This window comes from Hephaestia sp. MAHUQ-44, from assembly GCF_023806085.1.
Classification (GTDB): Bacteria; Pseudomonadota; Alphaproteobacteria; order Sphingomonadales; family Sphingomonadaceae; genus Sphingomonas.
On record NZ_JAMSLX010000001.1, the window covers coordinates 13,024 to 38,064 of the forward strand.

20 protein-coding genes are annotated in these 25,041 nt (G+C 65.0%); 6 read left to right on the forward strand and 14 right to left on the reverse strand.

Translation table 11 applies throughout. The annotated features are described in order from the left end of the window. Positions 1-5 precede the first annotated feature (5 nt). A complete protein-coding gene (locus NFE57_RS00065) occupies positions 6-722 on the forward strand; it encodes a phytanoyl-CoA dioxygenase family protein (protein ID WP_252133515.1) in 717 nt (238 codons plus the stop codon). Between the two features lie 23 nt (positions 723-745). Here the strand turns inward: NFE57_RS00065 and NFE57_RS00070 are convergent, their stop codons facing one another. The 9 genes from NFE57_RS00070 to NFE57_RS00110 all read right to left on the reverse strand — a co-directional run bounded on the left by NFE57_RS00070 (position 746) and on the right by NFE57_RS00110 (position 14,695). Further along, positions 746-1,567, reverse strand: coding sequence for a GntR family transcriptional regulator (locus tag NFE57_RS00070; protein ID WP_252133516.1), 822 nt, complete (start codon positions 1,565-1,567; stop codon positions 746-748). Positions 1,568-1,656: 89 nt separating this feature from the next. Continuing rightward, positions 1,657-3,996: a TonB-dependent receptor gene (locus tag NFE57_RS00075; RefSeq protein WP_252133517.1), complete on the reverse strand. Its 2,340-nt coding sequence runs from the start codon at positions 3,994-3,996 to the stop codon at positions 1,657-1,659. Between the two features lie 89 nt (positions 3,997-4,085). Continuing rightward, positions 4,086-5,468, reverse strand: coding sequence for an MFS transporter (locus NFE57_RS00080; protein ID WP_252133518.1), 1,383 nt, complete (start codon positions 5,466-5,468; stop codon positions 4,086-4,088). 179 nt (positions 5,469-5,647) lie between these two features. Beyond that, entirely contained in the window at positions 5,648-7,027 is a 1,380-nt protein-coding gene (locus NFE57_RS00085) for an MFS transporter (protein ID WP_252133519.1), read from the reverse strand. A gap of 71 nt (positions 7,028-7,098) precedes the next feature. Continuing rightward, complete coding sequence (locus NFE57_RS00090; protein WP_252133520.1) at positions 7,099-7,995, reverse strand: IolE/MocC family protein; 897 nt, start codon at positions 7,993-7,995, stop codon at positions 7,099-7,101. After that, positions 7,982-10,264, reverse strand: coding sequence for a TonB-dependent receptor (locus tag NFE57_RS00095; RefSeq protein ID WP_252133521.1), 2,283 nt, complete (start codon positions 10,262-10,264; stop codon positions 7,982-7,984). Before NFE57_RS00095 ends, NFE57_RS00090 begins: the two co-directional genes overlap by 14 nt. Positions 10,265-10,515: 251 nt before the next feature. Continuing rightward, entirely contained in the window at positions 10,516-11,487 is a 972-nt protein-coding gene (locus NFE57_RS00100) for a diguanylate cyclase (protein ID WP_252133522.1), read from the reverse strand. Further along, positions 11,484-14,300 carry a hybrid sensor histidine kinase/response regulator gene (locus NFE57_RS00105; protein WP_252133523.1) on the reverse strand — a complete coding sequence of 939 codons (2,817 nt, stop codon included), beginning with the start codon at positions 14,298-14,300 and terminating at the stop codon, positions 11,484-11,486. Before NFE57_RS00105 ends, NFE57_RS00100 begins: the two co-directional genes overlap by 4 nt. Then, positions 14,297-14,695: a hypothetical protein gene (locus NFE57_RS00110; protein WP_252133524.1), complete on the reverse strand. Its 399-nt coding sequence runs from the start codon at positions 14,693-14,695 to the stop codon at positions 14,297-14,299. Before NFE57_RS00110 ends, NFE57_RS00105 begins: the two co-directional genes overlap by 4 nt. 263 nt (positions 14,696-14,958) lie before the next feature. Between NFE57_RS00110 and NFE57_RS00115 the strand changes: the two genes are divergently transcribed. After that, complete coding sequence (locus NFE57_RS00115) at positions 14,959-15,756, forward strand: TlpA family protein disulfide reductase (RefSeq protein ID WP_252133525.1); 798 nt, start codon at positions 14,959-14,961, stop codon at positions 15,754-15,756. Here NFE57_RS00115 and yczE read toward each other — a convergent pair. Next, a complete protein-coding gene (gene yczE / locus NFE57_RS00120) occupies positions 15,672-16,313 on the reverse strand; it encodes a membrane protein YczE (protein WP_252133526.1) in 642 nt (213 codons plus the stop codon). The genes NFE57_RS00115 and yczE overlap by 85 nt on opposite strands. 109 nt (positions 16,314-16,422) lie before the next feature. After that, positions 16,423-17,628, reverse strand: a complete 1,206-nt coding sequence (gene pcaF, locus NFE57_RS00125; protein ID WP_252133527.1) for a 3-oxoadipyl-CoA thiolase — start codon at positions 17,626-17,628, stop codon at positions 16,423-16,425. A gap of 288 nt (positions 17,629-17,916) precedes the next feature. Here pcaF and NFE57_RS00130 point away from each other — a divergent pair, with 288 nt between their 5' ends. Continuing rightward, positions 17,917-19,083 (forward strand): alpha-hydroxy-acid oxidizing protein, encoded by a 1,167-nt coding sequence (locus NFE57_RS00130; protein ID WP_252133528.1) that lies wholly within the window; start codon positions 17,917-17,919, stop codon positions 19,081-19,083. A gap of 71 nt (positions 19,084-19,154) precedes the next feature. Here NFE57_RS00130 and NFE57_RS00135 read toward each other — a convergent pair whose 3' ends face one another. Together NFE57_RS00135 and NFE57_RS00140 are read right to left on the reverse strand one after the other, a co-directional pair. Further along, positions 19,155-19,487, reverse strand: coding sequence for a PilZ domain-containing protein (locus NFE57_RS00135; RefSeq protein WP_252133529.1), 333 nt, complete (start codon positions 19,485-19,487; stop codon positions 19,155-19,157). 120 nt (positions 19,488-19,607) lie between these two features. Then, on the reverse strand, positions 19,608-20,366 hold the full coding sequence (locus NFE57_RS00140; protein ID WP_252133530.1) for a competence/damage-inducible protein A: 759 nt from the start codon (positions 20,364-20,366) through the stop codon (positions 19,608-19,610). 66 nt (positions 20,367-20,432) lie between these two features. Here NFE57_RS00140 and map point away from each other — a divergent pair, with 66 nt between their 5' ends. The 3 genes from map to glnA all read left to right on the forward strand — a co-directional run bounded on the left by map (position 20,433) and on the right by glnA (position 23,405). Continuing rightward, positions 20,433-21,260, forward strand: a complete 828-nt coding sequence (map, locus tag NFE57_RS00145; RefSeq protein WP_252133531.1) for a type I methionyl aminopeptidase — start codon at positions 20,433-20,435, stop codon at positions 21,258-21,260. Positions 21,261-21,537: 277 nt separating this feature from the next. Continuing rightward, entirely contained in the window at positions 21,538-21,876 is a 339-nt protein-coding gene (locus NFE57_RS00150; RefSeq protein ID WP_252133532.1) for a P-II family nitrogen regulator, read from the forward strand. 116 nt (positions 21,877-21,992) lie between these two features. Then, entirely contained in the window at positions 21,993-23,405 is a 1,413-nt protein-coding gene (gene glnA, locus NFE57_RS00155) for a type I glutamate--ammonia ligase (protein WP_252133533.1), read from the forward strand. Between the two features lie 252 nt (positions 23,406-23,657). Here glnA and NFE57_RS00160 read toward each other — a convergent pair whose 3' ends face one another. Then, positions 23,658-24,902: an arsenic transporter gene (locus NFE57_RS00160; RefSeq protein WP_252133534.1), complete on the reverse strand. Its 1,245-nt coding sequence runs from the start codon at positions 24,900-24,902 to the stop codon at positions 23,658-23,660. Positions 24,903-25,041 lie beyond the last annotated feature (139 nt).

Genomic DNA, 25,041 nt, shown 5'->3' on the forward strand with positions numbered 1-25,041 from the left:
CCACGATGGCCGGCCTGCTTACCCAAGACAGCGTCGCCCGATATCACCGCGAGGGCTATTTGCGGATCGACCGGGTTGCCGGCCCGAACACGATCGACGCGCTGCGGCGCACCTACGACGCGATGCTCGACGGCCGGATCGATTGCAGCGCCACCGATCAACCGCTCGGGCGGCTGACGCGCCAGATCATGATGCCGCACCATTACGCCGACATCTTCCGCACCAACGAGGCGATCGACACGTGCCGGGCGGTGGCATCGGCGCTGCTCGGGGTCGACGCCCCCTGGTTCGGCTTCGACATGCTGATCTACAAGCCCCCGGGCCACGCGATCGACACCCCATGGCATCAGGATTTCGCCTATTCGGCGATGCCCTATGCGGCCGCAGGGAGCGCGATCCCGTACGATTCGGTCGTGCAATTCTGGATCGCGCTCGACGATGTCGATGCCGATACCGGCTGCATGACCTTCCTTCCGGCAATGCACCGCCAGCCGCTGCTCGCGCACGAAGTGGTGGCCGGCGAGGTCGATTACAGCCAGCGGCTGCTGGCGATCGTCGATCCCGACGCGCTACCGCGCGATACCGCCGTCGCCTGCCCGCTGCGTGCCGGCGGGGCGACGGTGCACAGCTATGGCACGCCCCATTATACCGGGCCCAACCGCTCGGCCGATCGGCCGCGCCGCGCCTATATCCTCAATTTCCGCCGCAACGACCCCGCCTGAAAGCCTGGCGCACGCCCCAACCTTCAGGCCAGCGCGGGGCGACGCGCGCGCCGGCCTTTGGCACTCGCCGAGGCGCGCAGCCGGGCCCGGATCGTCTCGCGCATCGGCTCGCCACTCGCGAAGAATTTCTCAAGCAGCTTGTTCACGCTGCCGATGTCGCCCGACACGATCGCGTCGACCAGCACGCGGTGTTCGGCATGGCTGTCGCGTTCGCGGTCGGTCGCCAGATCGGCGCACAGATTGACATAGCGTTCGGCCCGCGCGCCGAGGTCGCCGACGATCGTCTGAAGCAGCGGCGAGCCGCAGCCGGCGAGCAGTTCCTGATGCAGGTTCTTATAGGCCCATTGCCACAATTCGCGGGCCTCGGGCTCGGCGTCGGTCATCACCTTGCTGATCTTGAGCGAGCGATGGAGCGCGAGCACGACGCGCTCCTCCCACGCCTCGTCGGCGCGTTCCACCGCCATCATCAACGCAAGCTGATAGGTTCGCCAGTAAACATCGATCAAGTCGGAATAATCATCAAGCGAGATACCGGCGACGCGGTAACCCTTCTGATGCTCATGAACGACCAGTCCGCTCGCGGAGAGAAGCAGGATCGCCTCGCGCACCGGGCTGTGGCCGACGCCGTAGAATTTGGTGAGCTGCTCGACCTTCAGCCGTTCCAACGGGGTAAACACGCCGCGCACGATATCGCGCCGCAGCCAGTGCGCGGCGGCCTGTGTCGGATTTCGCTGGGGGTCGATTCCCGCCTGAAGGCGCGGGTCGGTAAAAGTCGAGACCGAAACAAGACGATCAGCAGTCAACACGCGCCCCTTCTGGCTGGGTGATCGAACCTCGATCTTCATACCTTGTGCGAGCATGAGTTCAAAGCGTTAGCAATCGACGCACGACGCGGGCGGGCCATCGATCGATCGGCCCGCCCGCCGCGTTGATATCAGAAGCGAACGTCGAAACCGACGCCGATCACCCGCCGCGATTCATAGATCGGATATTGCTGCGTACTCCCGGCCCCCGACCCGAGCACCGTCGCCGAGATATTGTTGGCGAAATATTTGTCGGCGAGATTGCGGCCGAAAACCGACAACCGCCAGCGATCCCCGTCGCCCGCGATGCCGATCGCGCCGTTCAGCAACGCATAGCGATTCTGGTAGAAGAGCGGGGAGATCGGGAAGCCCTGCGCGGTGCGTGACCGGTAATTGGCGTCGAAATCGATATGCAGCCGGAGATCCGAGCTGATGTCGGTCGCGTAATTCGCCATCACGTTCCACGAAAATTTGGGAGCGCGCGGCAGCACCGATCCCGACAGATCCTGCGTTCCCGTCGCCGGATCACAGCCGGTGGCCGCGGTCTGCCCGGAATAACATTGGGCATTGTCGAACCGCTTGAACTTGGCATCCATCCATGAGGCGCCGCCCGACAGCGTGAAATCGACATCGCCGATCGGCCGCCATGTGAAATCCACCTCGACCCCGTCCGACTGGAGCTTGGCGGCGTTGATGAGGCGATAGATCGACAGCGCCCCCGGCACGCGCGCGGAAATCTGATAATCCTCGACGATCAGGTGGAACGCGGTGACGTTGAACGTGAGCCCGGCCGACGGCCAGCTCGTGCGGATGCCCGCTTCCATGCTGGTCGGAATTTCCGGATTGACCTCGGTCAGCTCGGGAAAGCCGATGCCCGTGTCCCAGCCGCCCGCCTTGAACCCGCGGGTGACGGTCGCGAAGACGTTCGCATCGGGGTTGAGGTCATATTGGGCGCCGAGCCGCCAGACGAACCCCGTATCGGTTTTCTTCTGCCGGTCGAAGCTGGTCAGCGTCGGCGTCCGCGTATCGACGCGATATTTGGAGGCAAAGGCGGTCTCGCTCAGCCAGCGCGCGCCGGTAATCAGGCGGAATTTCGGGGTAAGGTTGATGTTGGCCTGACCGAACACCGCATAATTGTCGGTGGTGGCGTCATTGGTCACCGCGCGCGCGGCAAAGGCGGCCGCACTGCCGCGATTGTCCTGAAACGATACCGACGTGACGTCGCTATGGAAATAATAAAGGCCGACGACATAATCGATCAGGCCGCCGGTCGGCGAGGTCAGGCGCAATTCCTGCGTGAACTGCTTCTGCCGGAAATCGGCGAAATTCTGGTCATAGATATTGGTCGGGCGTGAATCGGTATCGAGGCCATCGATCGTGTGCCATTGGCGAAAGGCGGTGATCGAACTCACCGTATAATCGCCGCCGACATCGAGATCGTTGTTGAGCGAGACGCCCCAGCTATCGATATTCGACCGCACGTCGCCATTGACGTTCTGCTTGCTGTTCTTCGGCGACGGCACGATCCCGGCGGCAAGCTGCGATTGCTCGAGCGCATTCGGGGTCGGGCCCACGCTGCGCAACGTCCAGATGCAGCAATCGGCGCGCCGCCGCCACCAATCGCCGATCACGGTGGTGGTCAGATTGTCGAAATCGCCCTTGATCTTGCCGCGGAAGCCGTAATCGTTGCGATCATTGAATTTCCGCCCGTCGAACACGTTGGTGACGAGGCCGTCGCGCTTGTTCATGCGGCCCGACACCAGGATGCCGATCTTGTCGCTGATCGGCCCGGTCACGAGCCCCGACAATTTGCGCTCGTTCTTGGGCCAGGCGAGGCTACCGGTGATGCGCGTTTCCCAATGATCGGACGGATCGCGCGTGACGACGTTGACCACACCCGCCGACGCATTCTTGCCGAACAGCGTCCCCTGCGGCCCGCGCAGTACTTCGATGCGTTCGATATCGGGCAAATCGGAAAGCGACGCGCCCGACTGCCCCAGAACGACGCCGTCGACGACATAGGCAACGCTGCCTTCAACCGATTCCGATGAAAAGGAAGTCGTGCCCACGCCGCGAATGTAGAAGCCGAAGCTCCGCGGCCCGGCGGCGTTCAGCACCTGAACGCCGGGCACGAGATATTGCAGATCGGTCGCCTCATTGAAATTGAGCGCCGTCAGCGCCTCGCCGCCGATCACCGCGATCGAGATGGGGACGTCCTGCAACCGCTCCTCGCGCTTCTGCGCGGTCACGATGATGTCGGCCGGTCCTGAGTCGCTGGCAACGGTCGGCGCCGTGCTCTGCACCGCATTCTGAACCGGACCGGCAGCGGCCGGGGCGTCGGGCGCGGCCACTTCCTCGGCCAGCGCAGGCACCGCCGCGAGCGACAGCATCGAAACGCCCCCCAAACCCATCAATCCCGCGATGCGTGCCGTGCGCTGCTGCGCGCCACGAAGACGAAGACGAAGACGCATTCTGACCTCCCCTATAATTTATATCACTTTCTTGTTTTGATAAATTTTGATCGAATTTATGATAATGTCAACAGTTCGATCATTTTCAATTAGTGCGGATCGGCTGGCGCCAGGGCCATTTGTCGTCCCACGAGATCGTTCGATATCCGGTCATGGACGCCGCGCCGCAGCGGGTGGTGCCAGATCGCCACCGCCGCAATTGCCAGGCCGGCCAGCGGAAAGCAGATCATGACCAGCTTGATCCCCGCCAGCGTCGCTTGAGACTGTTCGACATTGGGGACGAACCCCACCCAATCGAGCGCGATCCCAAACACGCCGGCGGCGACGCCGAGCGCGACTTTCTGGAAGAAGATCCCGAACCCGAAAATGAACGATTCGGTCCGCAACCCCGATCGCCATTCACCATATTCGACCGTATCGGGCAGCATCGACCAATAGGTCATGTTGAGGCCCAGCGTCGCGACGTGGAGCAACAGAAAGACGATTCCCGCGCCGATCGCATCGCGCACATCGAGCAAGGCGAACAGCAACAACACGCCGACTGCCCAGCTACTCGCCACGAACCATGCGCCGCGCTTGTCGGTGAATTTGGTCACCTGCACCCAGGCTGGAATGATGAGGAGCCCGGCGGCTGCCTTGGCCGACAGCGCGTAGCGCGCGCTGGCTTCGTCATGAACGAAATATTTGTAATAATAGAGGATCGATTTGCCGATCACCGTGCTGCACAGCGCCGCCGACGTAACCGCAATCATCACGAGCCAGAACGCACGGTTGACGCGGATCGCGCGCCAATAATCGCTGAGCCGTGCGGTGGAGATGCTGTCGGACGCCAGCACCGGCTCGCGCGTGTTGAACACGACGATCGGCAGGATCGCGGTCGCGATCGTCGCGATCACGCACGCCGCGTAGAAAAAGCCGGTTGCCGCATCGCCGCCACCGAACCACGCCACCATCGGCTGGGTCAGGAACGACACCGTCAACCCGGCCAATGTCGCAAAGAACATCCGAAAGCCGGCAAGCGAACTTCGCTCGTCCGAACGCTGCGTGATCCGCGCCGTCAGCGAGCAATAGGGAATCGACACCGCCGTATAGGCGACGCGGAAAAACAAATGGGTCACCAGCACGATCGCGAGCAGCCCCAGCCCGGTTGCTGCCGGTTTCCAGTAAAGCCCGGCAAACGACAGCCCTAGTGGGAGCGCCCCGGCCAGAATCCACGGTCGGTAGCGGCCCCACCGCGTCCGTGTGCGGTCGGCGACCGCGCCCATCAGCGGATCGATCGCGCCATCGAAGATCGACGCGATCATATAGATCAGTCCCGCCGTGCCCGCCGACAGCCCCACCACGTCGGTGTAATAGAACATCAGAAACAGCGAGATGCTTTGCCAATAGAGATTGCAGGCATAGTCGCCGATGGCGAACCCCGCTTTTCCCCGGAAGCTCAAGGAGGCCGCGGCGTTGTCACGATCGGGCAAAGGCGCTCTCCATACGCAAACAAATTTAGATTCGAATTACAGGTATTTCTCTTATTCGATTTATTTGTAGCAATCGCCACTCGCCCGACAAGCCCCCTTGGACAGGCGCATTCCCGGCATCGGCAGCCGCCGTCGGCGCTGTCGGGGAAGGCCGCGAAACCGGGTGCAGGCAGCCGCGTCTACTCAGGCGACACGCGGCCGCTGCTACGGCGCTCCGCGATCTCGCGCACGATCTGTTCGTGCATCCGCCCGCGCAGCGGATAGAAGATCATGATCGCCCCTGCGAGCACCAGGCCCACGGCGGGCAGCGCCGTCATCAGCAATTTCATATTGGCCAGCGTTTCGGCGGTTTGCGGCATATTGGCGCGGTATCCGATCCGTTCGAGCAACCAGCCGTACAGCCCCGCACCCAGCCCCAGCGCGACCTTCAGAAAGAATTGCCCCAACCCGAAGACGAAACTCTCGGTCCGCAGCCCGGTGCGCCATTCGCCATATTCGACCGTATCGGGAAGGATCGACCAGAAGCCAAACGCGATTCCCAGCCCTGCAACCTGCATCCACAGGAAGAAGGTAATCGCCCCGGCGGTGCTGCGCACATCGAACATGGCGAAAGTGGCGAGCCCCATCAGCCCCAGCACGACAGCGGCAAACCAGGCGTTGCGCTTGCCGATCCATTTGGTGACCATCACCCAACACGGCACCACCGCGAGCCCGGAGGCCGCCGCAAGCGTCAGCGCGAGACGCCCCCCGTTTTCATCGCCGACATAGTATTTGAAATAATAGAGGATCGATTTGCCGATCGCGGTCGAGCAGATCACCCCCGCGCACGCCGCGAGCACCATCGCCCACAGCGCACGATTTTCCCGCAGCGCCACCCAATATTCGCCCAAATTATGCGGGCTGCGGTCCTCACCGGTTTCGGCCGGTTCCTGCGTCGCGAAGAACACGATCGGCAACACGATACTGGCAACCACCGCGAAGATCGCCGCCGCCCAGAAGAACCCGGTGGCCGGATCGTCGTCGCCGAAGCGTTCGGCCAGCGGCTGCGTGAAATACGCCACGGTAAACCCGGCCAGCGTCGCGAAGATGATGCGCCCCCCCGCGACCACGCTGCGCTCGCCCGAATCCGAGGTGATCCGCGCCGACAGCGCGGTAAAGGGTATCGAGACGATGGTGTAGGCGAGGCGGAAGATGATGTGGGCGCCGAGCATCCATGCGGCCAGCCACACCCCCTCGAACGGCGGGCGGTAGTAAAGCAGCATGAACGCTATCGCCACCAACGGCGTACCGCCCAGAATATAGGGGCGATACCGGCCCCAGCGCGTCCGCGTGCGATCGGCGATCGCGCCCATGATCGGATCGATCGCGGCATCGAAGATCGACGCGATCATATAGATCAGCCCGGCCGTCGCCGCACTCAGCCCCACCGCATCGGTGTAGAAGAACAGCAGGTAGAGCGAGACGCTCTGCCAATAGAGATTGAAGGCATAATCGCCGACGGTGAAGCCGATAATACGCTTGGCACCGAGCCGCTGCCCGGCATTGACTGCCCCCACCATCCTCGCCTTACCTCGCTTTTTTGATACGCTGGATCGATATTATCGAGAACGGTTCGGGGGTGCGCGTCGCCTCATGACGCAAGCGCCTGCTTCGCTGCATCGAAACATTGTTCGGCGACCGCGATCAGAAACGCCGCCTCGGTCCACCGGTCGCTTTCCTCGCGCAGAACCCCGTCGGGGCCCGGCACCATCTTGGGATAAAAGGCGCGCGCCGGCAGCAATTCGGGGTGAACCGCGATATAATCGCCCGGCCCGGCGCTCCGTAGGAAACCCTCGAACGCCGCAATCCACATCCGCTTGTAATAATCGAGGTGACGGCTTTCGGCGGGATCACTGGCGGTGACCTGACCGAAGGCGTTCGACGACAGGCGCAGATGCAGAAAGCGCGTCCGCTCGAAGACCGGGCGCAGCGCCGCGAACTTCATCTCCATATCGCCATAAGTGAATTCGTGGCCGATATACCAATGGCCGAAATCGCCGTTGAACCGCAACTCGGGCAAGCGCTCGATCAGGTCGAGCGTGCGACGGATATCCTGCGTCATCGTCGCCCGGTGGGTTTCCAGATAGACCGGATGGCGCTCGGTCAAGGCGATGTCGAGCATCGCCTCGGCCAGCCGCAGCATCTCATCGTCGCTCTCGAAGCCGGTGCCCAGATGGGCGGTGGTGCAATCGCACCCGGCATCGCGACGCGCCTTCACGGCATCGCGCATCTGGCCGACATCGTCGAACACCCGGATCAGCCCGGTCGGGATCAACCCCGCATCGGTGGCGATCGCGGGATCGAGGCATTGATACGCTTCATACCCCGCCGCCTTGATCGCCGCGGCGATCTCCGCCGCCGTGCCGCGCGGCCCCGCCGACCAGTCCGGCAGGTCCGCGGGGGTGACGAAGCTCATCCCGTGCAACAACCGCGGCGGGCGGTCGGTGCCGTCGTTGGTGTTCGGCACGCCCATGTCAGAAAGCGACATCGAGCGACACGCCGACGCTGCGGCGTGCTTCATAGGGATTGTACTGGCTCAGGCTCTGCGGCGTGCCGAAGGGGGTCGCGAACATCGCCGAGACGAAATGTTGATCGAGCAGGTTCTTGGCATAGACCGACACCCGCCAGCGATCGGTGTCGCCGACCAGCCCGATCGATCCATTGAGCAGCAGATAGCCGTCCTGCACGGTATCGGGATGGTTGGGAAACGACACGAACGTCGCCGACCGGTAATTGGCGCCGAGATCGAACGCGAGCCCCATCCGATCGCTCACCGGAGCGACATAATTGGCGCCGACCGCGAATTGCCATTCGGGCGAGAAGGGCAAGCGGAAGCCGGTGAGATCCTGCTGACCCGACACGCAGCCAAGCGCCGCCGTCTGGCCTGAATAGCAGGGCGCGTTGGGGAAATCCCCCCAGCGCGCGTCGACATAGGAACCGTTGGCGTTGAGCGTCAGATTGGTACCGCGCGGACGATAGGCGATTTCGACCTCGACCCCCTTGGTCCGCGCCTTGCTGCTGGTGATCGGATAGGTGCTGGTCGCCGCATCGCGGCCCGCGGTCTGGTAATTCTCCACATCCATCCAGAAGCCGGTGACGTTGAAGGTCAGCCCGGCACCGGGCCACGAGGTGCGCACGCCGACCTCATAGTTGGTCGGTCGCTCGGGCTCGACCTCGCGCAGCAGGTTGTTGCCGATATTGGTATCGAATCCGCCGCCCTTGAACCCGCGGGTGACCGTGGCGAACACATTCGCATCGGGCGACAGCGTATATTGCATTCCCCCGCGCCACACGACCGCATTAGTTTCCTTGCGCGCGGCCACCGCATCGGCAAGATCGAGGCGATAATCGGTGCGGCGCTTGGCGGCATCGATCGTCTCGCGCACGACACGCACGCCCCCGATCAGCTTGAAGGCCTCCGTGATGTGGAGATTGGCCTGGCCGAACAGCGCCATATTTTCGGTATCGGCGCGAACATACACATCGCGCGCGAAGAACGGCAGCGGCACCTGCGGGAAGAATTGCTCCGAATTGGAATGGACGTTGGAGACGAAATAATAGGCGCCCGCGACGAAATCGATCAGCTTGCCGGTGGGCGACGCGATCCGCAGTTCCTGGCTGAACTGCGATTGCCGGAAGAAGTTGGCGAAATTGACATTGAGCAGATCAAGCGGCGACGAATCGGAATCGAGCCCGTCGCTCGTATTCCATTCGCGCAACGCGCTGATCGAGGTCAGCATGTAATCGCCCATGCCCCAATCGACCTGCAGCGATCCGCCATAACTGGTTGCGTTCGAACGCACCTCGCCGTCGACATTCTGTTTCTCGTTGCGCGCACCGGGTACGATCCCCGCGTCGATCGCCAATTGTTCGGTGGCCGAAGGCGGCGAACCGACGTCGCGGAAGGTCCACAGGCAGCAATCCGCGTTGCGCGCGTAATAATCGCCGATCATCGTGATGGTGACATCCGAGGTTGGCGTCATCTCGATCTTGCCGCGAAACCCGTAATCGTCGCGCCCGTTCAGGCGACGGCCGTCGAAGACGTTGGTGATATGCCCGTCGCGCAGATTGCGCCGCCCCGACACCGAGAAGCGGACGACATCGTTGATCGGGCCGCTGACATACAGGCTGAAGCGGCGGTCGTTATCGGGCCAGCCCCAACTGGCGCTGCCGCGTACCTCGAGCGTTTCGGAGGGGCTTCGGGTGATGACGTTGACGACACCGGCCGAGGCGTTCTTTCCGAACAGCGTCCCCTGCGGCCCGCGCAGCACCTCGATCCGTTCGACATCGGGAAGATCGGTCACCGATGCCCCCGCCTGGCCGAGCACCACGCCGTCGAGAACATAGGCCGTGCTCGCCTCGATCGCCTCGGACGAAAACGAACTGGTGCCGATCCCGCGTACGAAAAAGCCGAAATTGCGCGGCCCCGCGGTGCTGAAGGCGGTCACCCCCGGCACCAGATATTGCAGATCGGACGATTCGTTGAATTTCAGCGTGTCGATCGTATCGCCCTGCACGACGGCGACCGACAGCGGAACGTCCTGAAGCCGCTCGCTTCGGCGTTGTGCGGTAACGATGATGTCACCGGCGGCGTCAGCTTTCGACGACGATGTCTCCTGCGCGGGCGCGACCGCCGATGCCGGCTCTTGTGGATCGGCCCCGGCCGTCTGGGCGATCGCCGCCGGTACGGCCCCTGCCATAGCGACACCAGCGACAGCCTGCAGCAGCACGGCTTTCCGCCATCTCAGATCGAGCATTGCGCACCCCCTCCGAAAGCGAGGCATTTTTAGCCCCCACCAGAGAATTTATCTAAAATAGCATTATGTCAAGTTTTCGATATTATTGATCGAGTGCTGTTGTTATCGCCCGGCAGCATGCGTGCGAACGGCCAGCGCATCCGAGGATGCGCTGGCCGTTCGTGGGAGCCGGTTCTTGTTGGGAAAGACCGCGCCCGACGCCTGCTACGCCGGTCGCAGAGCGCGCCACCGGACGAGAAGGAGCGCCGCCGTCAGAGCGCGGCGGACCTCGGATAGCTGATGCCGGCCGGGAGCCGCATCAGCGTGTCATTGCCCATCGTCCCGAATTTGGTCGCGCAGATGCGGTCGCGGCCGGCAAGTTTGCTGCGGTAAAGCTGTTCGTCGGCTTCCGCGATCCACCGATCCGGTGCGGCACCCATGCCACACCGGGCGCTGGCGACGCCGATGCTCACCGTCACATACGGGCTCACCTGCGATCCCTCGTGCGGGATGTTGAGCGCCTGCAACTGCAATCTGATTTCCTGCGCCACCGTTTCAGCCGCCGTGGGATCGGAGCCGGGCAGAATGCAGGCGAATTCCTCCCCGCCATAGCGCGCAGTGATATCGCTCGCCCGCTTCACCGCGCGCATCAGCGCGGACGCGACCATCGTAATACAGCGATCGCCCGCCTGATGCCCGTAGGTGTCGTTGAACTGCTTGAAGAAATCGATGTCGACCATGATCACCGACAGCCAATCCTGCGTCCGGCCAAGCCGGGCACATTCGGTCGTCAGGTGCTGCTCCAGCGAACGACGGTTATGCAACCCGGTGAGCGCATCGCGGACCGCGAGATCGGCGAGTTGATCGCGCAACCGCTTCAGTTCGATATGGTTGCTCACGCGCGCGCGCAGGATCACGGGCTGGACCGGCTTGGTCACATAATCGATCGCGCCCAGCGACAGGCCGCGGATTTCATCCTCGGTATCGCCAAGGCCGGTCGTGAAGATGATCGGTATGTCGGCCAGCAACGGGTCGCTCTTGATCGCCTTGCACACCTCGAATCCGTCGAGGCCCGGCATCAGGATATCGAGCAGCACCAGATCGGGTGGCGCGCGCCGCGCGGTTTCCAGCGCCTCCTCGCCCGACATCGCGAAACACACGTCATACTCGTCTTCGAGCACGGCGTTCATGATCTCGATGTTCGAAATCTCGTCGTCGACGATCAGGATGGTCGGGCGCGTCATGCAGCTGTCTCCACTGGGACCGGCGCATCGATCAGCGCCAATGCCGTGTCATAATCCAAGCGTTGCAGCGCCTCGTGCAGCGGGTGCGCCGCACGCTGGGCGGGGGCCAGATCAAGCGCGTCGGCCAGTGCCTCGAACGCGCCCCGTGCACCCAGACTGCGGCGCATCACGAGGTCGCGAAGCGTCGCCCGCGCCAGCTTGGCGGTCAGCGATTCCCCAACCAGCGTTACCGCCGGGTCCGCAGCACCCGCGTTCTGGACGTCAAGCGTCCGGGCCGCCTGCACCGCAGGCTCAAGCGCGGCTTGCAGCGCCGCCAGCGTGTCGAGCGCCGGCTGGGCCGATCCCGCCGCAAGCAGCATTTCGACGGTCTGCGCTTTCGCCTGCAGGTCGCCGAGTTCGAGCGACCCCGCGACCCCCTTCAGCGTGTGCGCGAGCCGCCTGGCATCGGCCAGCAACCCGGTCGCGATCTGCACGCGCAACTCATTGGTGATGTTCTCATAGGTCCGCGCGAAATCGAGGATGAGTTTGCGGAGCAATACCTCCTTGCCGTTCACACGCCGCAGTGCGGCAGGAATGTCGAACGGCGGGAGATGCACTGGCAGCATCGCTGCCGACGCAGCCGCCCCACCCGCCGCGACGGGCGTCTGACGTCCCTCCACCGGTCGCAGCCGGCGGTTGAGCGTGGCGATAAGAAGCGGCGGATCGATCGGCTTGGCGACGTGATCGTCCATGCCGACATCGAAGCAGCGTTGCCGCTCCTCCTCGAACGCATGGGCGGTCATCGCGATGATCGGCAAGGCCTCGTGCGACCAGGTTTGACGGATGATCCGCGTCGCCTCGATGCCGTCCATTTCCGGCATCTGCAAATCCATCAATACCGCGGCATACGCATGGCCATCGGCCGCGACGCGCGTGCAGGCAATCCGGCCGTTTTCAGCGCAATCGACGACCAGCCCGGCATCGGTCAGCAATTCGATCGCGATCTCGCGATTGATCTCATTGTCCTCGACCAGCAGCACGCGCGCCCCGCGCAACGGCGCGGCAAGCGCCACCGTCGCCTCGGGCGATTCATGTCCCCCGGCCATGCCGATACCGGTCGCCGGAAAAAGGTTGGTGATCGCCGCCAGCAACGCGGCCGGATCCATCGGTTTGGACAGGAATGCCGAAATCCCCGCCTGCCCCGCCCGGCCGGAGAGTTCCTCGGTGCCATAAGCGGTAATGATCAGCGTGACCGGCAACGGGCCGAGTTCGGGGATGTCGTGCAGGGCACGGATCGTTTCCATGCCGTCCATGCCGGGCATCTTCCAGTCGAGCATCACCAGATCATATGGCTGTCCGCTCGACGCCGCCCCGCGGCACGCGGCGATCGCTTCGCCCCCCGAGGCGACGAGATCGATCGACATGCCCCAGCCGGCGAAAATTTCCTCGACGATCTGGCGCGCTGCCGGATTGTCGTCCGCCGCCAGCACACGAAGCCCTCGAATATGGTCGGGGGCCTGCCCGGTGGCGGCGGATATATGGGTCTCGGCTGGCGCGAGCGTGAACAGACAGGTGAAAACGCTGCCCCCGCCGATCGTGCTCTCCACGCCGATGCTGCCGCCCATCTGCTCGACGATCTGGCGGCAGATGGCCAGGCCAAGCCCGGTGCCGCCGAAGCGGCGCGTCGTCGAACTGTCGGCCTGCGTGAACGAGCTGAACAGGCGCGCCTGATCCTCGATCGGGATACCGATGCCATTGTCCCGCACCGACAAGGCGATCGTCACCCCGGCCGCCTCCACCGCTTCGACACCGACCGAGATTTTCACCTCGTCATTGTGCGAGAATTTCACCGCATTGCTGAGCAGGTTGAGCAACACCTGCCCGATCCGCATTTCATCCCCCAGCAGCGCCGACGGCAACGCGGGATCGATCGACGCGGTGACGCGCACCCCGCGGGCCTGTGCATCGCCCGAAACGAGCTGGATCTGCCCTTCCACCATCCGGCGCAGATCGAACGGGCGCAGTTCGAGCGTGAGCTTGCCCGCTTCGTTCTTGGAGAAATCGAGAATGTCGTTGATCAGCCGCAGCAGCGCCACCGCCGATCCGTTGATCTTGGAGATATAGTCGCGCTGTTTGTCGTCGAGCGCGGTCCGCCCGACGAGGTGGCAGAAACCGAGGATCGCGTTCATCGGCGTGCGGATCTCGTGGCTCATGTTCGCGAGGAACAGGCTCTTGGCCTCGCTGGCGTTCTCGGCTTCGCGCGTCCGCTCCTCCAGCGCCTTGTTCTTGACGATGATCTCCTGGCGCATGCCGTCGATCCGGACGAAGCTGCCGACCAGCATGTTGCTGAGCCAGATCAGGGCGGCGGTCTGGAAAGAGACGATCGCCGCGTGGAACAGCACGCGCCCCAGATTGCCCTCGCCCGGGAAGACCGCAAAAGGCAGCAGGTGCAGCAACAACAGATGGTGGACCGCGACAACCGTCGCGGCGACGAGGATCGCGCGCCGGTCGCACCACGCGATGGTGAGCGCCAGCATCGCGAAGAAATACATGTGCATGTCCATCTGCCACGGATGGCCCTTCAGCAGGAACAGCAGGACCGCCGGCTCGGCCATCAACGCAACCGCGGACAGATAGCGCGTCGCCGGGGCGATTCCATAACGCCACCACGCCAGTTGATAGACGATCGCGACGATCGCCCCCGCCGCCGCCGCGCTCGACGGCGCCTGGCCGTTCAACCACGCGGCAAGCGCCAGAACGGGCACGTGCGCCCAGAATAGCCAGACCAGAAAACGCCCGAAGCGTGTCCGGAGGGCATCGAGTTCCACGATCATTTCTGTTCCCCAGGGATCGACGATGTTGAACAACCCCAATCGCCCGGCGCCGGCACCACCAGCCATGCGCCGGCCCCGCGCAGCACACGCGCGAAGTCCGCCTGCTCCGACGTTGCGATCAGCACATTGGCAAAGCGCCCTTGCCGCAGCAGTCTGCCGTCACCGGCAAGAATGAGGTTGATGGTGCGAGCTGCGGACCAATCGGGCGGCGCGACCACCAGATATTGGTTCCTGCTGTCGACGGACAGGAAGTAGCTCACCGCAAGGACACCAAGCAGGAATAGGCCGAGCCCGATGGCCGGGATCAAATCGCGCAAACCACCGCGATCGATACCCGAACCCTTCGGGTTCTCCGCGACGTTGCGTATGGCTGGCGCCCATGCACGTGAGGTCAACCGTCCTTCCATGTGGCGAGCGTTATGGGGGGCGCCTTATTTTCTGGTTAACCAGCGGCATCAGACCATTCCCTCGGGCAGCGCGCGTCGCCACGGGGGCAAGAAACGGAGCCCGTCCGGCGCCAATCGGTATCAACCAGCCGCGCGTCGGGGTAACGCTTGCGATACGCACATCGGGGCCTCCTGTCGGGCCGGCCTGATACGCGGGTAGGATCGGTCGCTTCATGCTTCACATGCCAGACGTCATCACTATTGGCCCGCTCATGCTTTCGTTCGAGCGCCTGGTGGCACTCGTCCTGATCGGGCTCTTCGTGGCCGGGGCCGGATGGGCGTTGCGGTCGTCGCGCGTCGATCCCACGCGGATACCATGGCTGGCGGTCGTGGCCGGTCTGGTCGCCGCCCGGACCGGCTTCGTCGCATTGCACTGGACAGCCTACAAGGGAGAGCCGCTCTCCTCGCTCTACCTTTGGCAGGGCGGCTTTTGGGCGCCCGCCGGGATGGCAGCGGCGCTCGCGACACTGCTGATCGCATTGGGCTGGAAGCGGCGGCTCGCGGGGCCGGCTGTCATCCTCGCGACGGCGAGCCTGGCCTGGTTCGGCTATGTGCAGCTCGACCGGGCAGGCCCGAGGGAAGCGTTCCCGGCATCGGTGCCGGTAACAAATCTGGCGGGGCAGCCGGTCGATCTGGACAGCCTTCGGGGCCGGCCCTTCGTGGTCAATCTCTGGGCGACCTGGTGTCCCCCGTGCCGCCGTGAGATGCCCATGCTCGCCGCCGCCGCGCACGAGACCCGGGACGTGCCGATATTACTCGTCAATCAGGGCGAACATCCCGATCTGATCCGGGATTTTCTCCGCACCGAGGGGCTGCACGACACGAACGTGCTGTCGGACAGAGCGGGCGTCCTGTTGCGCCGTAGCAGCGGCGCTGGGCTACCGACGACGCTCTTCGTGCGCGCGGACGGCAAGATCGACCATGTCTATGTGGGGGAATTATCGCGCGCCGCCTTATCGGTCGGCATCGCACGGGTTAAAGGCGCCCCGCCCGAGCGGATCGTGAAATAGGGCAGCGTCAGGTGCACGATCGGCCCGATCGTGACGGCAAACAGCACCGTACCAATGCCGACGGTGCCGCCGAGCCCCCATCCCACCGCGAGGACCGTGAGTTCGATTCCCGTGCGCACGGCTCGGATCGACCAGCCCGTCCGGGCTGCCAGCCCCGTCATCAGCCCGTCGCGAGGGCCGGGACCGAACCCCGCTCCGATGTATGTGCTGGTCGCGACGCCGTTGAGGAATATCCCGATCGCGAGGATCGCGGCCCGGATGAGCGGCGATCCGATCTCGGGGATCAGCCACAGGCCGAAATCCGCGGCAAGACCGATCCCGATGATGTTGCTCACCGTCCCCAGGCCGGGCCGCTGCCGAAGCGGGATCCACAGCAACAGGACGATCGCCCCGGCGACGATCACGACCGTGCCGAAGCTGAGGGGGGTACGGTCTCCTACGCCCTGATGGAACACATCCCAGGGATTGAGCCCGAAATCGGAGCGGACCATCATCGCCGAGGACATGCCGAAAGCGAACAGCCCCGCGTAGAGTTGAATGAGGCGCCGGATCATCATCGCCGCTCCTTACCGGAACGTCGCTCGGGTAAAAGGGCGATAAAGCAAAACTTTTGCCGCAAGGGGGCCCCGGCGCGGCGGTGACTCCCGATATGCGCCTCGATCGGCCCTAGTCGATTCTTTCGATGACGGTCGCGATGCCTTGGCCGACCCCGATGCACATCGTGCACAAGGCATATCGCCCGCCGCTGCGCACCAGTTGCTCGGTCGCCGTCAGCAACAGCCGGGTGCCAGACATGCCCAGCGGATGCCCGAGCGCGATCGCCCCGCCATTCGGGTTCACATGATCGGCCGCCTCGGGGACGCCCAATGCCCGCAGCACCGCCAGAGCCTGCGCCGCAAAGGCCTCGTTCAGTTCGATCATGTCCATGGCGCCGATCGACAAACCGAGCCGGTCGAGCAGCTTCTGAGCGGCAGGCACCGGGCCGATTCCCATCACCCGGGGCGCGACCCCGGCGACAGCGCCGCCCAGAATGCGCGCACGCGGCACAAGCTGGTACGCATCGACCGCGCGCCCGCTCGCGATGATCATCGCGGCGGCACCGTCGTTCACCCCCGAACTGTTGCCCGCAGTCACGCTGCCGTCGGGACAGACGATCGGTTGCAGCCGCGCCAATGCGTCCATCGTCGTTGCCCGCGGGTGTTCATCGGTGTCGACGATGCGCGGATCGCCCTTCTTTTGTGCAATCGCGATCGGCACGATTTCCGCGGCAAACCGGCCCTCGGCCTGTGCGACGGCCGCGCGGCGCTGGCTTTCCAGCGCGAAACGGTCCTGATCTTCGCGGCCGATCGAAAAGTCGCGCGCAACATGTTCAGCCGTTTCCGGCATCGCGTCGGTGCCGAACGCCGCGTGCATGGCCTTGTTGACGAAGCGCCAGCCGATGGTCGTGTCGTACACCGCATTGCCGCGCGAGAAAGCGGTCTCCGCCTTGGGCATGACGAACGGCGCACGGCTCATACTTTCGACGCCGCCGGCGACCGTTACCTGCGCCTCGCCGGCCTTGATCGCACGCGCCGCGATCAGGGCCGCATCCATGCCGGACCCGCACAGACGGTTGACCGTCGTCCCGGTCGCCGTCTCGCCAAGCCCGGCCAACAGCGCGGCCATGCGCGCGACATTGCGGTTGTCTTCACCGGCCTGATTGGCGCAGCCGAGGACGATGTCGTCGAGCCCGGCCCAATCGAGATCGGGATTGCGCGCGTGCAGCGTCCTCAGGACATGCGCCGCCAGATCGTCGGGGCGCGTCGACGCCAGCGCACCGCCATAGCGCCCGATCGGCGTCCGCACCGCATCACAGATAAAGGCTTCACGCACGCCGCTCGCTCCCGCTCCAATAAGGTCACAGCCGGTCTGTTGACCGTGCCACGGGCCTCCTTAGCGACATCGCCGAGGAATTGCGCCACTCCATCGCACGCCGTGCCATCGCCCCGACCGAAAGGCATTTTCGGGTGACCGACGCCGAACCGAGCGGACGGGGACAACAACCGGGCGAGTACAGACCACTGCCGGGACGAACCTCCCCGCTGGGGTAGCGCGCGGCCGGTTGACGACGCCTTGAGACCGCCCCAACCTCGCCGGAAAAGCAGCAGAGAGGATGGGATCATGGCGCAGTTCGGCGATTATCAGAACGAGATATACGCCGCCGGGCTGCGCGGTGTGCTCCCCAGGCTCCCCGTCGATGCCGCGACGCTCGAAGCGCGCGCCGAAGCGGCGATGCCGCCGCACGTGCTCGATTACGTTCAGGGCGGCTGCGGCGACGAGGCGACCCAGCGCCGCAACAGCGCCGCCTTCGCCGATTGGGGGATGGTACCGCGGATGATGGTCGACACGCGCGTGCGCGATCTGTCGATCGAGTTGTTCGGGCAAACACTCCCTACCCCGCTGTTCCTCAGCCCGATCGGCGTCACCGGCATCTGCACGCCCGACGGGCATGGCGATCTCGCCGCCGCGCGCGCTGCGGCCGCAACCGGCGTGCCGATGATGGTCTCGACGCTCGCCAACGATCCGCTCGAACGCGTCGCCGAAGCGCTGGGCGATACACCAGGCTTCTTCCAACTCTACACCCCCAAACATGAGGGGCTGACCGAAAGCCTCGTCAGCCGTGCCGAGGCGGCGGGCTATAAGGGGATCGTCGTCACGCTCGATACCTGGGTCACGGGCTGGCGGCCGCGCGATCTCAACGCGGGCAATTTCCCCCAGTTGCGCGGGGCTGTGCTGACCAATTACTTCACCGACCCGGTGTTCCGCTCGATGCTCGCGCGGCCACCCGAGGAGGATCCGGCCGCCGCGGTGATGACCTGGGCGGCGACCTTCGGACGCGTGCTGACCTGGGACGACATGGCGTGGCTACGCTCGCTGACGTCGCTGCCGATCATCCTCAAGGGCATCTGCCACCCCGATGATGCGCGCCGCGCAATCGATGCGGGCGCCGATGCGATCTTCTGTTCGAACCACGGCGGGCGGCAGGCCAATGGCGGGATCGCGGCGATCGACATGCTCGGCGATGTGGTCGCTGCGGCGGGCGCGGTGCCGGTGCTGTTCGATTCGGGGGTGCGATCGGGGAGCGATGTCGTGAAAGCGCTCGCGCTCGGCGCTCGCGCGGTCGGGATCGGCCGCCCGTTCGTCTACGGCCTCGCGCTCGACGGCGCCGAAGGCGCGACGCACGTTATCAAATGCCTGCTTGCCGAGGCCGATCTGCTGATGGCGGTCAACGGTTATCCCACGCTCGCGGACGTCCGCGCGGCAGGCGCAAAGCGGCAGCCTCGCTAGGCGCGCGTCTCCCCCGTTCGTGCTGAGCCTGCCGAAACACCGCCTTCTCTACCGGCGGAGAACCAAGCCCTTCAGGCGATGATCGTGGTCTCGATCCCGGCGGTACGCAATGCGGCGCGGTAGATCACCTGATCGAGCGGTTCGAGGAACACGCAGCCCGAGGCATATTGGTCGCTCCACACGACGCGCGCGAGTTGCGGTTCGCTGTCGGCGAGCTTGAGCCACACCGAGCTTCCCGGTGTCAGCCGCTCGGCGGCGACGCGGAAGCCGTAGCGCGAGATATCGAGCAGCCGCGTCTCGACGTGACGCTTGCCGGGGCTGCGCACGCCAACGCGTGCTGCCGTCGGCCGCCGCCGCGCGCGGCGCTTGTCGGAAACCTCGATGATCGGCGCTTCGAGACCCATTCGCAATTCCCCGCGAGCATGTGTGCCCGCATCACGCTAGATCGACATAGCTAACGCGACGTTAAGAGTCCGATTCGAAATCCGCCGCCGGCTGATTTCGGATCGGCCCCTTGAGACGCGTCAAATTCCGCCATCGACCGGCGCATGTCCTGCCGCCACCAGCCGCGCGACCAGATCGGCGACGCAGGCATCGAGCAGCGCGGCGTCGGTTGCGCGGACGACGAAGTTCGCGCCCCCGGCCCCGGCGCGGAAGAAGGGATAGCTGCCGATGACGGCGCCTTCATGGTCATGCTCGGTCGAGCGCAGCAGATCGGCGACCTCGCTTTCGGCGACCCAGCAGCCGATCGTCCGGCTGATCAGCGGCGCCCCGCCCTCGAGTTGCCCCGTCAGCGCGTCGAGCATGCCGGCGGTGATGTGTGGCACCCCCGCCATCACGAAGATGTTGCCGATCCGGATTCCCGGCGCACCCGACCGGCGATTCTCGATCAGATCGGCGCCTTGCGGCACGCGCGCCATCCGCTTGCGCGCCTCGGTCAACCCGCCGCGCGTCGTGTAATAACGCTCGAGGATCGCGAGCGCCTGCGGGTGATGCACCACCGGCACGCCCAGCGCGGTCGCGATCGCATCGACGGTGATGTCGTCATGCGTCGGCCCGATGCCGCCGGTGGTGAACAGATAATCGTTGCGCGCGCGCAATTGGTTGACCGCCTCGACGATCGCGTCGGTCTGGTCGCCGACGATCCGCACTTCGACCAGCCGGATGCCCTGCGCGCCCAGCCAGGTCGCGATCTGCGCGACATTGCTGTCCTGCGTTCGGCCGGAAAGGATTTCGTCGCCGATCACCGCCAGCGCGGCGGTCCAGATGCGCTTTTGTGCCATCGCCCGCCCGCATAGCCGAGGAAAGTCCTCTCGCAAAGCGCCGCTTCACACGCTATACCGCCGCCCATGACCGATTATGTGACCGTCACCGCCGATGCGCCGATGGGCCGCACCGGCGCGATCAAACTGTTCGACAAGGCGGCGTTCGAGGGGATGCACCGCGCCGGCCAGCTCGCCGCCGAGGTGCTCGATATGCTCGTGCCCCACGTCGTGCCCGGCGTCGAGACGCAGGCGCTCGACGATATGGTGCGCAACCATATCATCCGTGCCGGCGGCGTGCCCGCGACGCTCGGCTATCGCGGCTATACGCATTCGAGCTGCATCTCGATCAACCATGTCGTGTGCCACGGCATTCCGGGGAGCAAGACGCTCAAGAAGGGCGATATCGTCAATGTCGACGTCACGCCGATCCTCGATGGCTGGCACGGCGATTCGAGCCGGATGTATCTGGTCGGCGATGTCGGGGTGAAAGCAAAGCGGCTGGTCGACGTCACTTACGAGTGCCTGATGATCGGCATCGAGCAGGCGAAGCCCGGCAATCATCTCGGCGATATCGGCCACGCGATCCAGCGCCACGCCGAATCGCATCGCTACGGCGTGGTTCGCGATTTCTGCGGACACGGCCTCGGCCGGCTGTTCCACGACGCGCCCGAGGTCGTCCATGCCGGCCGCCCCGGCACCGGCCCCGAATTGAAGCCCGGCATGATCTTCACGATCGAGCCGATGATCAATATCGGCCGCCCCGACGTGAAGATCCTCGACGACGGCTGGACCGCGGTAACGCGTGATCGCTCGCTCTCGGCGCAGTTCGAACATTCGATCGGTATCACCGAGACCGGCTGCGAGATTTTCACCACCAGCCCCAAGGGCTTCCACAACCCGCCTTACGCATAAGCGGAAAGATATCCCCGAATTTCATTTCATGCCGGGCTGATTCCGGCATCCGGGCGCCAGCGAGCGCCACCGTGCTAAGGCACGTTGCCTCCCGGAACAGGTTCGGGGTGACGCGTGCCCATCCCGATGCTGCCTCATTTTCAGGCAGCAATCGCCCGGCTGCGCGCGAATCGGGCACCGCCGATCGAGATCGGCGCGCACGACACACGCTTTCTTGCCGATCACCGACTGGCACGGTTATTGAACTGCCGAACCGTGGGCGGGAGTAGCCAGACGCATGAAAAAGATCGAAGCGATCATCAAGCCGTTCAAGCTCGATGAAGTGAAGGAAGCGCTGCACGAAGTCGGCGTATCGGGCATCACGGTGACCGAGGCGAAGGGATTCGGCCGCCAGAAGGGGCATACCGAGCTCTATCGCGGCGCCGAATATGTCGTCGATTTCCTGCCCAAGGTGAAACTCGAAATCGTCGTCGACGATTCGCTGGCCCCGCGCGTGGTCGAGGCGATCGCCGCGGCCGCGCAAACCGGCCGGATCGGCGACGGCAAGATCTTCGTCTCCGCGATCGAAACCGCACTGCGCATCCGCACCGGCGAGCGCGACGAGGAAGCGATCTGACCATTTCTCCCCTCCCGCTTGCGGGAGGGGTCGGGGGAGGGCCCGTCCTCCCTTAACACGCCCTCCCCTGGCCCCTCCCGCAAGCGGGAGGGGAATGAAAAAGGAAAGCACAAGACATGGCGAAGACGGCCGCAGACATTCTCGCGCAGATCAAGGACGAGCAGATCGAATGGGTCGATCTCCGCTTCACCGATCCCAAGGGCAAATGGCAGCATCTGACGATGGTCGCCGGGCTGATCGGCGAGGATGAGCTCACCGACGGGCTGATGTTCGACGGCTCGTCGATCGCCGGCTGGAAGGCGATCAACGAGAGCGACATGGTGCTCCTGCCCGATCTCGACGCGGTCTATACCGATCCCTTCTCGGCCACGCCGATGCTGATCGTGTTCTGCGACATCGTCGAGCCCGGCAGCGGTGAAGGCTATTCGCGCGATCCGCGCACCACCGCCAAGCGCGCCGAGGCCTATCTGGGCGCCACCGGGATCGGCGACACCGTCTATGTCGGCCCCGAGGCCGAATTCTTCATGTTCGACGACGTCCGCTTCGAGAACAGCTATTCGACCAGCTATTACAAGATCGACGATATCGAACTGCCGGGCAATACGGGCCGCGAATATGAAGGCGGCAACATGGGCCACCGCCCGCGCGCCAAGGGCGGCTATTTCCCCGTCGCGCCGGTCGATTCGGCGGTCGACATCCGCGGCGAGATGGTCGCGACGATGATCGAGATGGGGCTGCCGTGCGACAAGCACCACCACGAGGTCGCCGCCGCGCAGCACGAACTCGGCCTCACCTTCGGCACGCTGACGCAGACCGCGGACCGGATGCAGATCCACAAATACGTCGTCCACCAGGTCGCGCACGCCTACGGCAAGACGGCAACCTTCATGCCCAAGCCGATCAAGGACGATAACGGCTCGGGGATGCACACCCATTTCTCGATCTGGGAAAAGGGCAAGCCGCTGTTCGCGGGCAACGGCTATGCCGGGCTGTCGGATATGTGCCTCTATTTCATCGGCGGCGTCATCCGCCACGCGCGCGCGCTCAACGCCTTCACCAACCCGACCACGAACAGCTACAAACGGCTGGTGCCGGGCTTCGAAGCGCCAGTGCTGCTCGCTTATTCGAGCCGCAACCGCTCGGCCTCGTGCCGCATCCCTTATGGCACCGGCGCCAAGGCCAAGCGCGTCGAATTCCGCTTCCCCGACGCGCTGGCGAACCCGTACCTGTGCTATGCCGCGATCCTGATGGCCGGGCTCGACGGCATCCAGAACAAGATCCACCCCGGCGAGGCGATCGACAAGAACCTCTACGATCTTCCCCCCGCCGAACTGGTCAACGTCCCCACGGTGTGCGGCAGCCTGCGCCAGGCGCTGGTCGCGCTTCAGGAGGATTACGATTTCCTGCTGAAAGGCGACGTCTTCACCAAGGAACAGATCGATTCCTATGCCGACCTGAAGTGGGAAGAGGTGATCCGCTACGAGACCACCCCGAGCCCGGTGGAATATGATATGTACTACAGCGGGTAAGGCGCGGCCACGACCGCGCCGGTGCGCCGCACTAGCGGCGCATACGCGCTGTCGGCCGGCCTCGCGCCAGCGAGGTCCGACGGCGCGGCTTTGCCGCGACGACGTTTCGAGAAAAGGGCGCCAGGAGCAAATCCGGGCGCCCTTTTTCCATCCACCCGTCACCCCGGACTTGTTCCGGGGGTCCAACGCGCCTCAAACGCTGACGCTCGAGGAAGGCTGGATGCCGGAACAAGTCCGGCATGACCCACGCCCCTACCCCAGCGCCAACCGCGCCCCGATCGCGAGCACCAACGCGGGCGGCATCACTGCCACGCCAACCTTGAGGAAGCGCCAGAAGGTCACGTGCTCGCCCTCGCGCCGGATCGCCGCGAGCCACAGGATCGTCGCGAGGCTGCCGGTGATCGACAGATTGGGGCCGAGATCGACCCCGATCAGCAGCGCGTCTGTCACCATCTGGGGCGGATTGGCCGCCGCGACGGTCGCACTTGCAACCAGCCCGGCGGGCAGGTTGTTGACGAGGTTCGCAGCAATCGCGATCCCGCCGCCCGCGATCGCGGCGGTCGCGCGCGGATCGCCGCCCCCGCCCAGCCATGCCGCCAGCAAATCGACCAGCCCGATCCGCTCGAGCCCCGCCACAAGCACGAACAATCCGGCGACGAGCAGCAGCACGCTCCACGACACCTGCCGCAGCACCGGCGCCATATCCTGCGGCCGCTTGAGGAACACGAGCCCCGCGGTTACCGCCCCCGCGACGAAGGTCGGCACGCCCAGCGCCCGATCGGCAAGCGACATGCCGAGCAACAGCAAGGCGGTCGCGCCGATCGCCGCCAGTGCCAGCCGCCCGCCCCCGCCGAGCACCGGCGCCGCGATCTCCACGCGACATGGCGCCCGCAGCCGATCGCGCTCGACCAGACGCAGCATCACGAAGGTCGCGCCGATCGCCATGATCGAAGGCAAGCCGAATGCCGCCAGCCACGCACCCAGCGGCGGCATCTGCCCGCCGTAGAGAACAAGGTTCGCCGGGTTCGAGATCGGCAGCACGAAGCTCGCGGCATTGGCGACGAACGCGCACGCGAACAGCGACGGCAGCGGATCGACCTCGGCCTGCCGCGCGGCGGCATAGACCGCCGGCGTCATCACCACCGCGGTCGCGTCGTTCGAAAGCAGCGCCGTCACCCCGATGCCGACCGCATAGACCAACGCGAACAGCCGTGCCGACGATCCTCTCGCCCAGCCCACCGCGTGCGCGGCAAGCCAATCGAACACGCCTTCGCGCCGCGCGATCTCGGACAGCAGCATCATCCCGCCCAGGAACAGATAGACGTCGCCGCCCCGCGCGATTGCGGCCAGCGCCTCTCGCCACGGCAGCAGGCCGAACGCGACGAGGCACCCCGCCCCCGCGATTGCCCACACCGCCTCGGGCCAGCGCAGCGGGCGCGCGAGCACCCCGGCGATGGCGGCAATGCAGATCAGGATGGTGGCAAGCGCGCTCGTCATGGGGTGGCGGAACCATTGCCCGCGCCGGCCGGTTCGACAAGCGGCGATCCCGGTTCGGAGATTTCGGCATGGCGATCAAGACGCTGGCGGCGCGCGGCGCGGCTTCGGTCAGCGGCACCCGGCGCGCGCGCCACGCAGC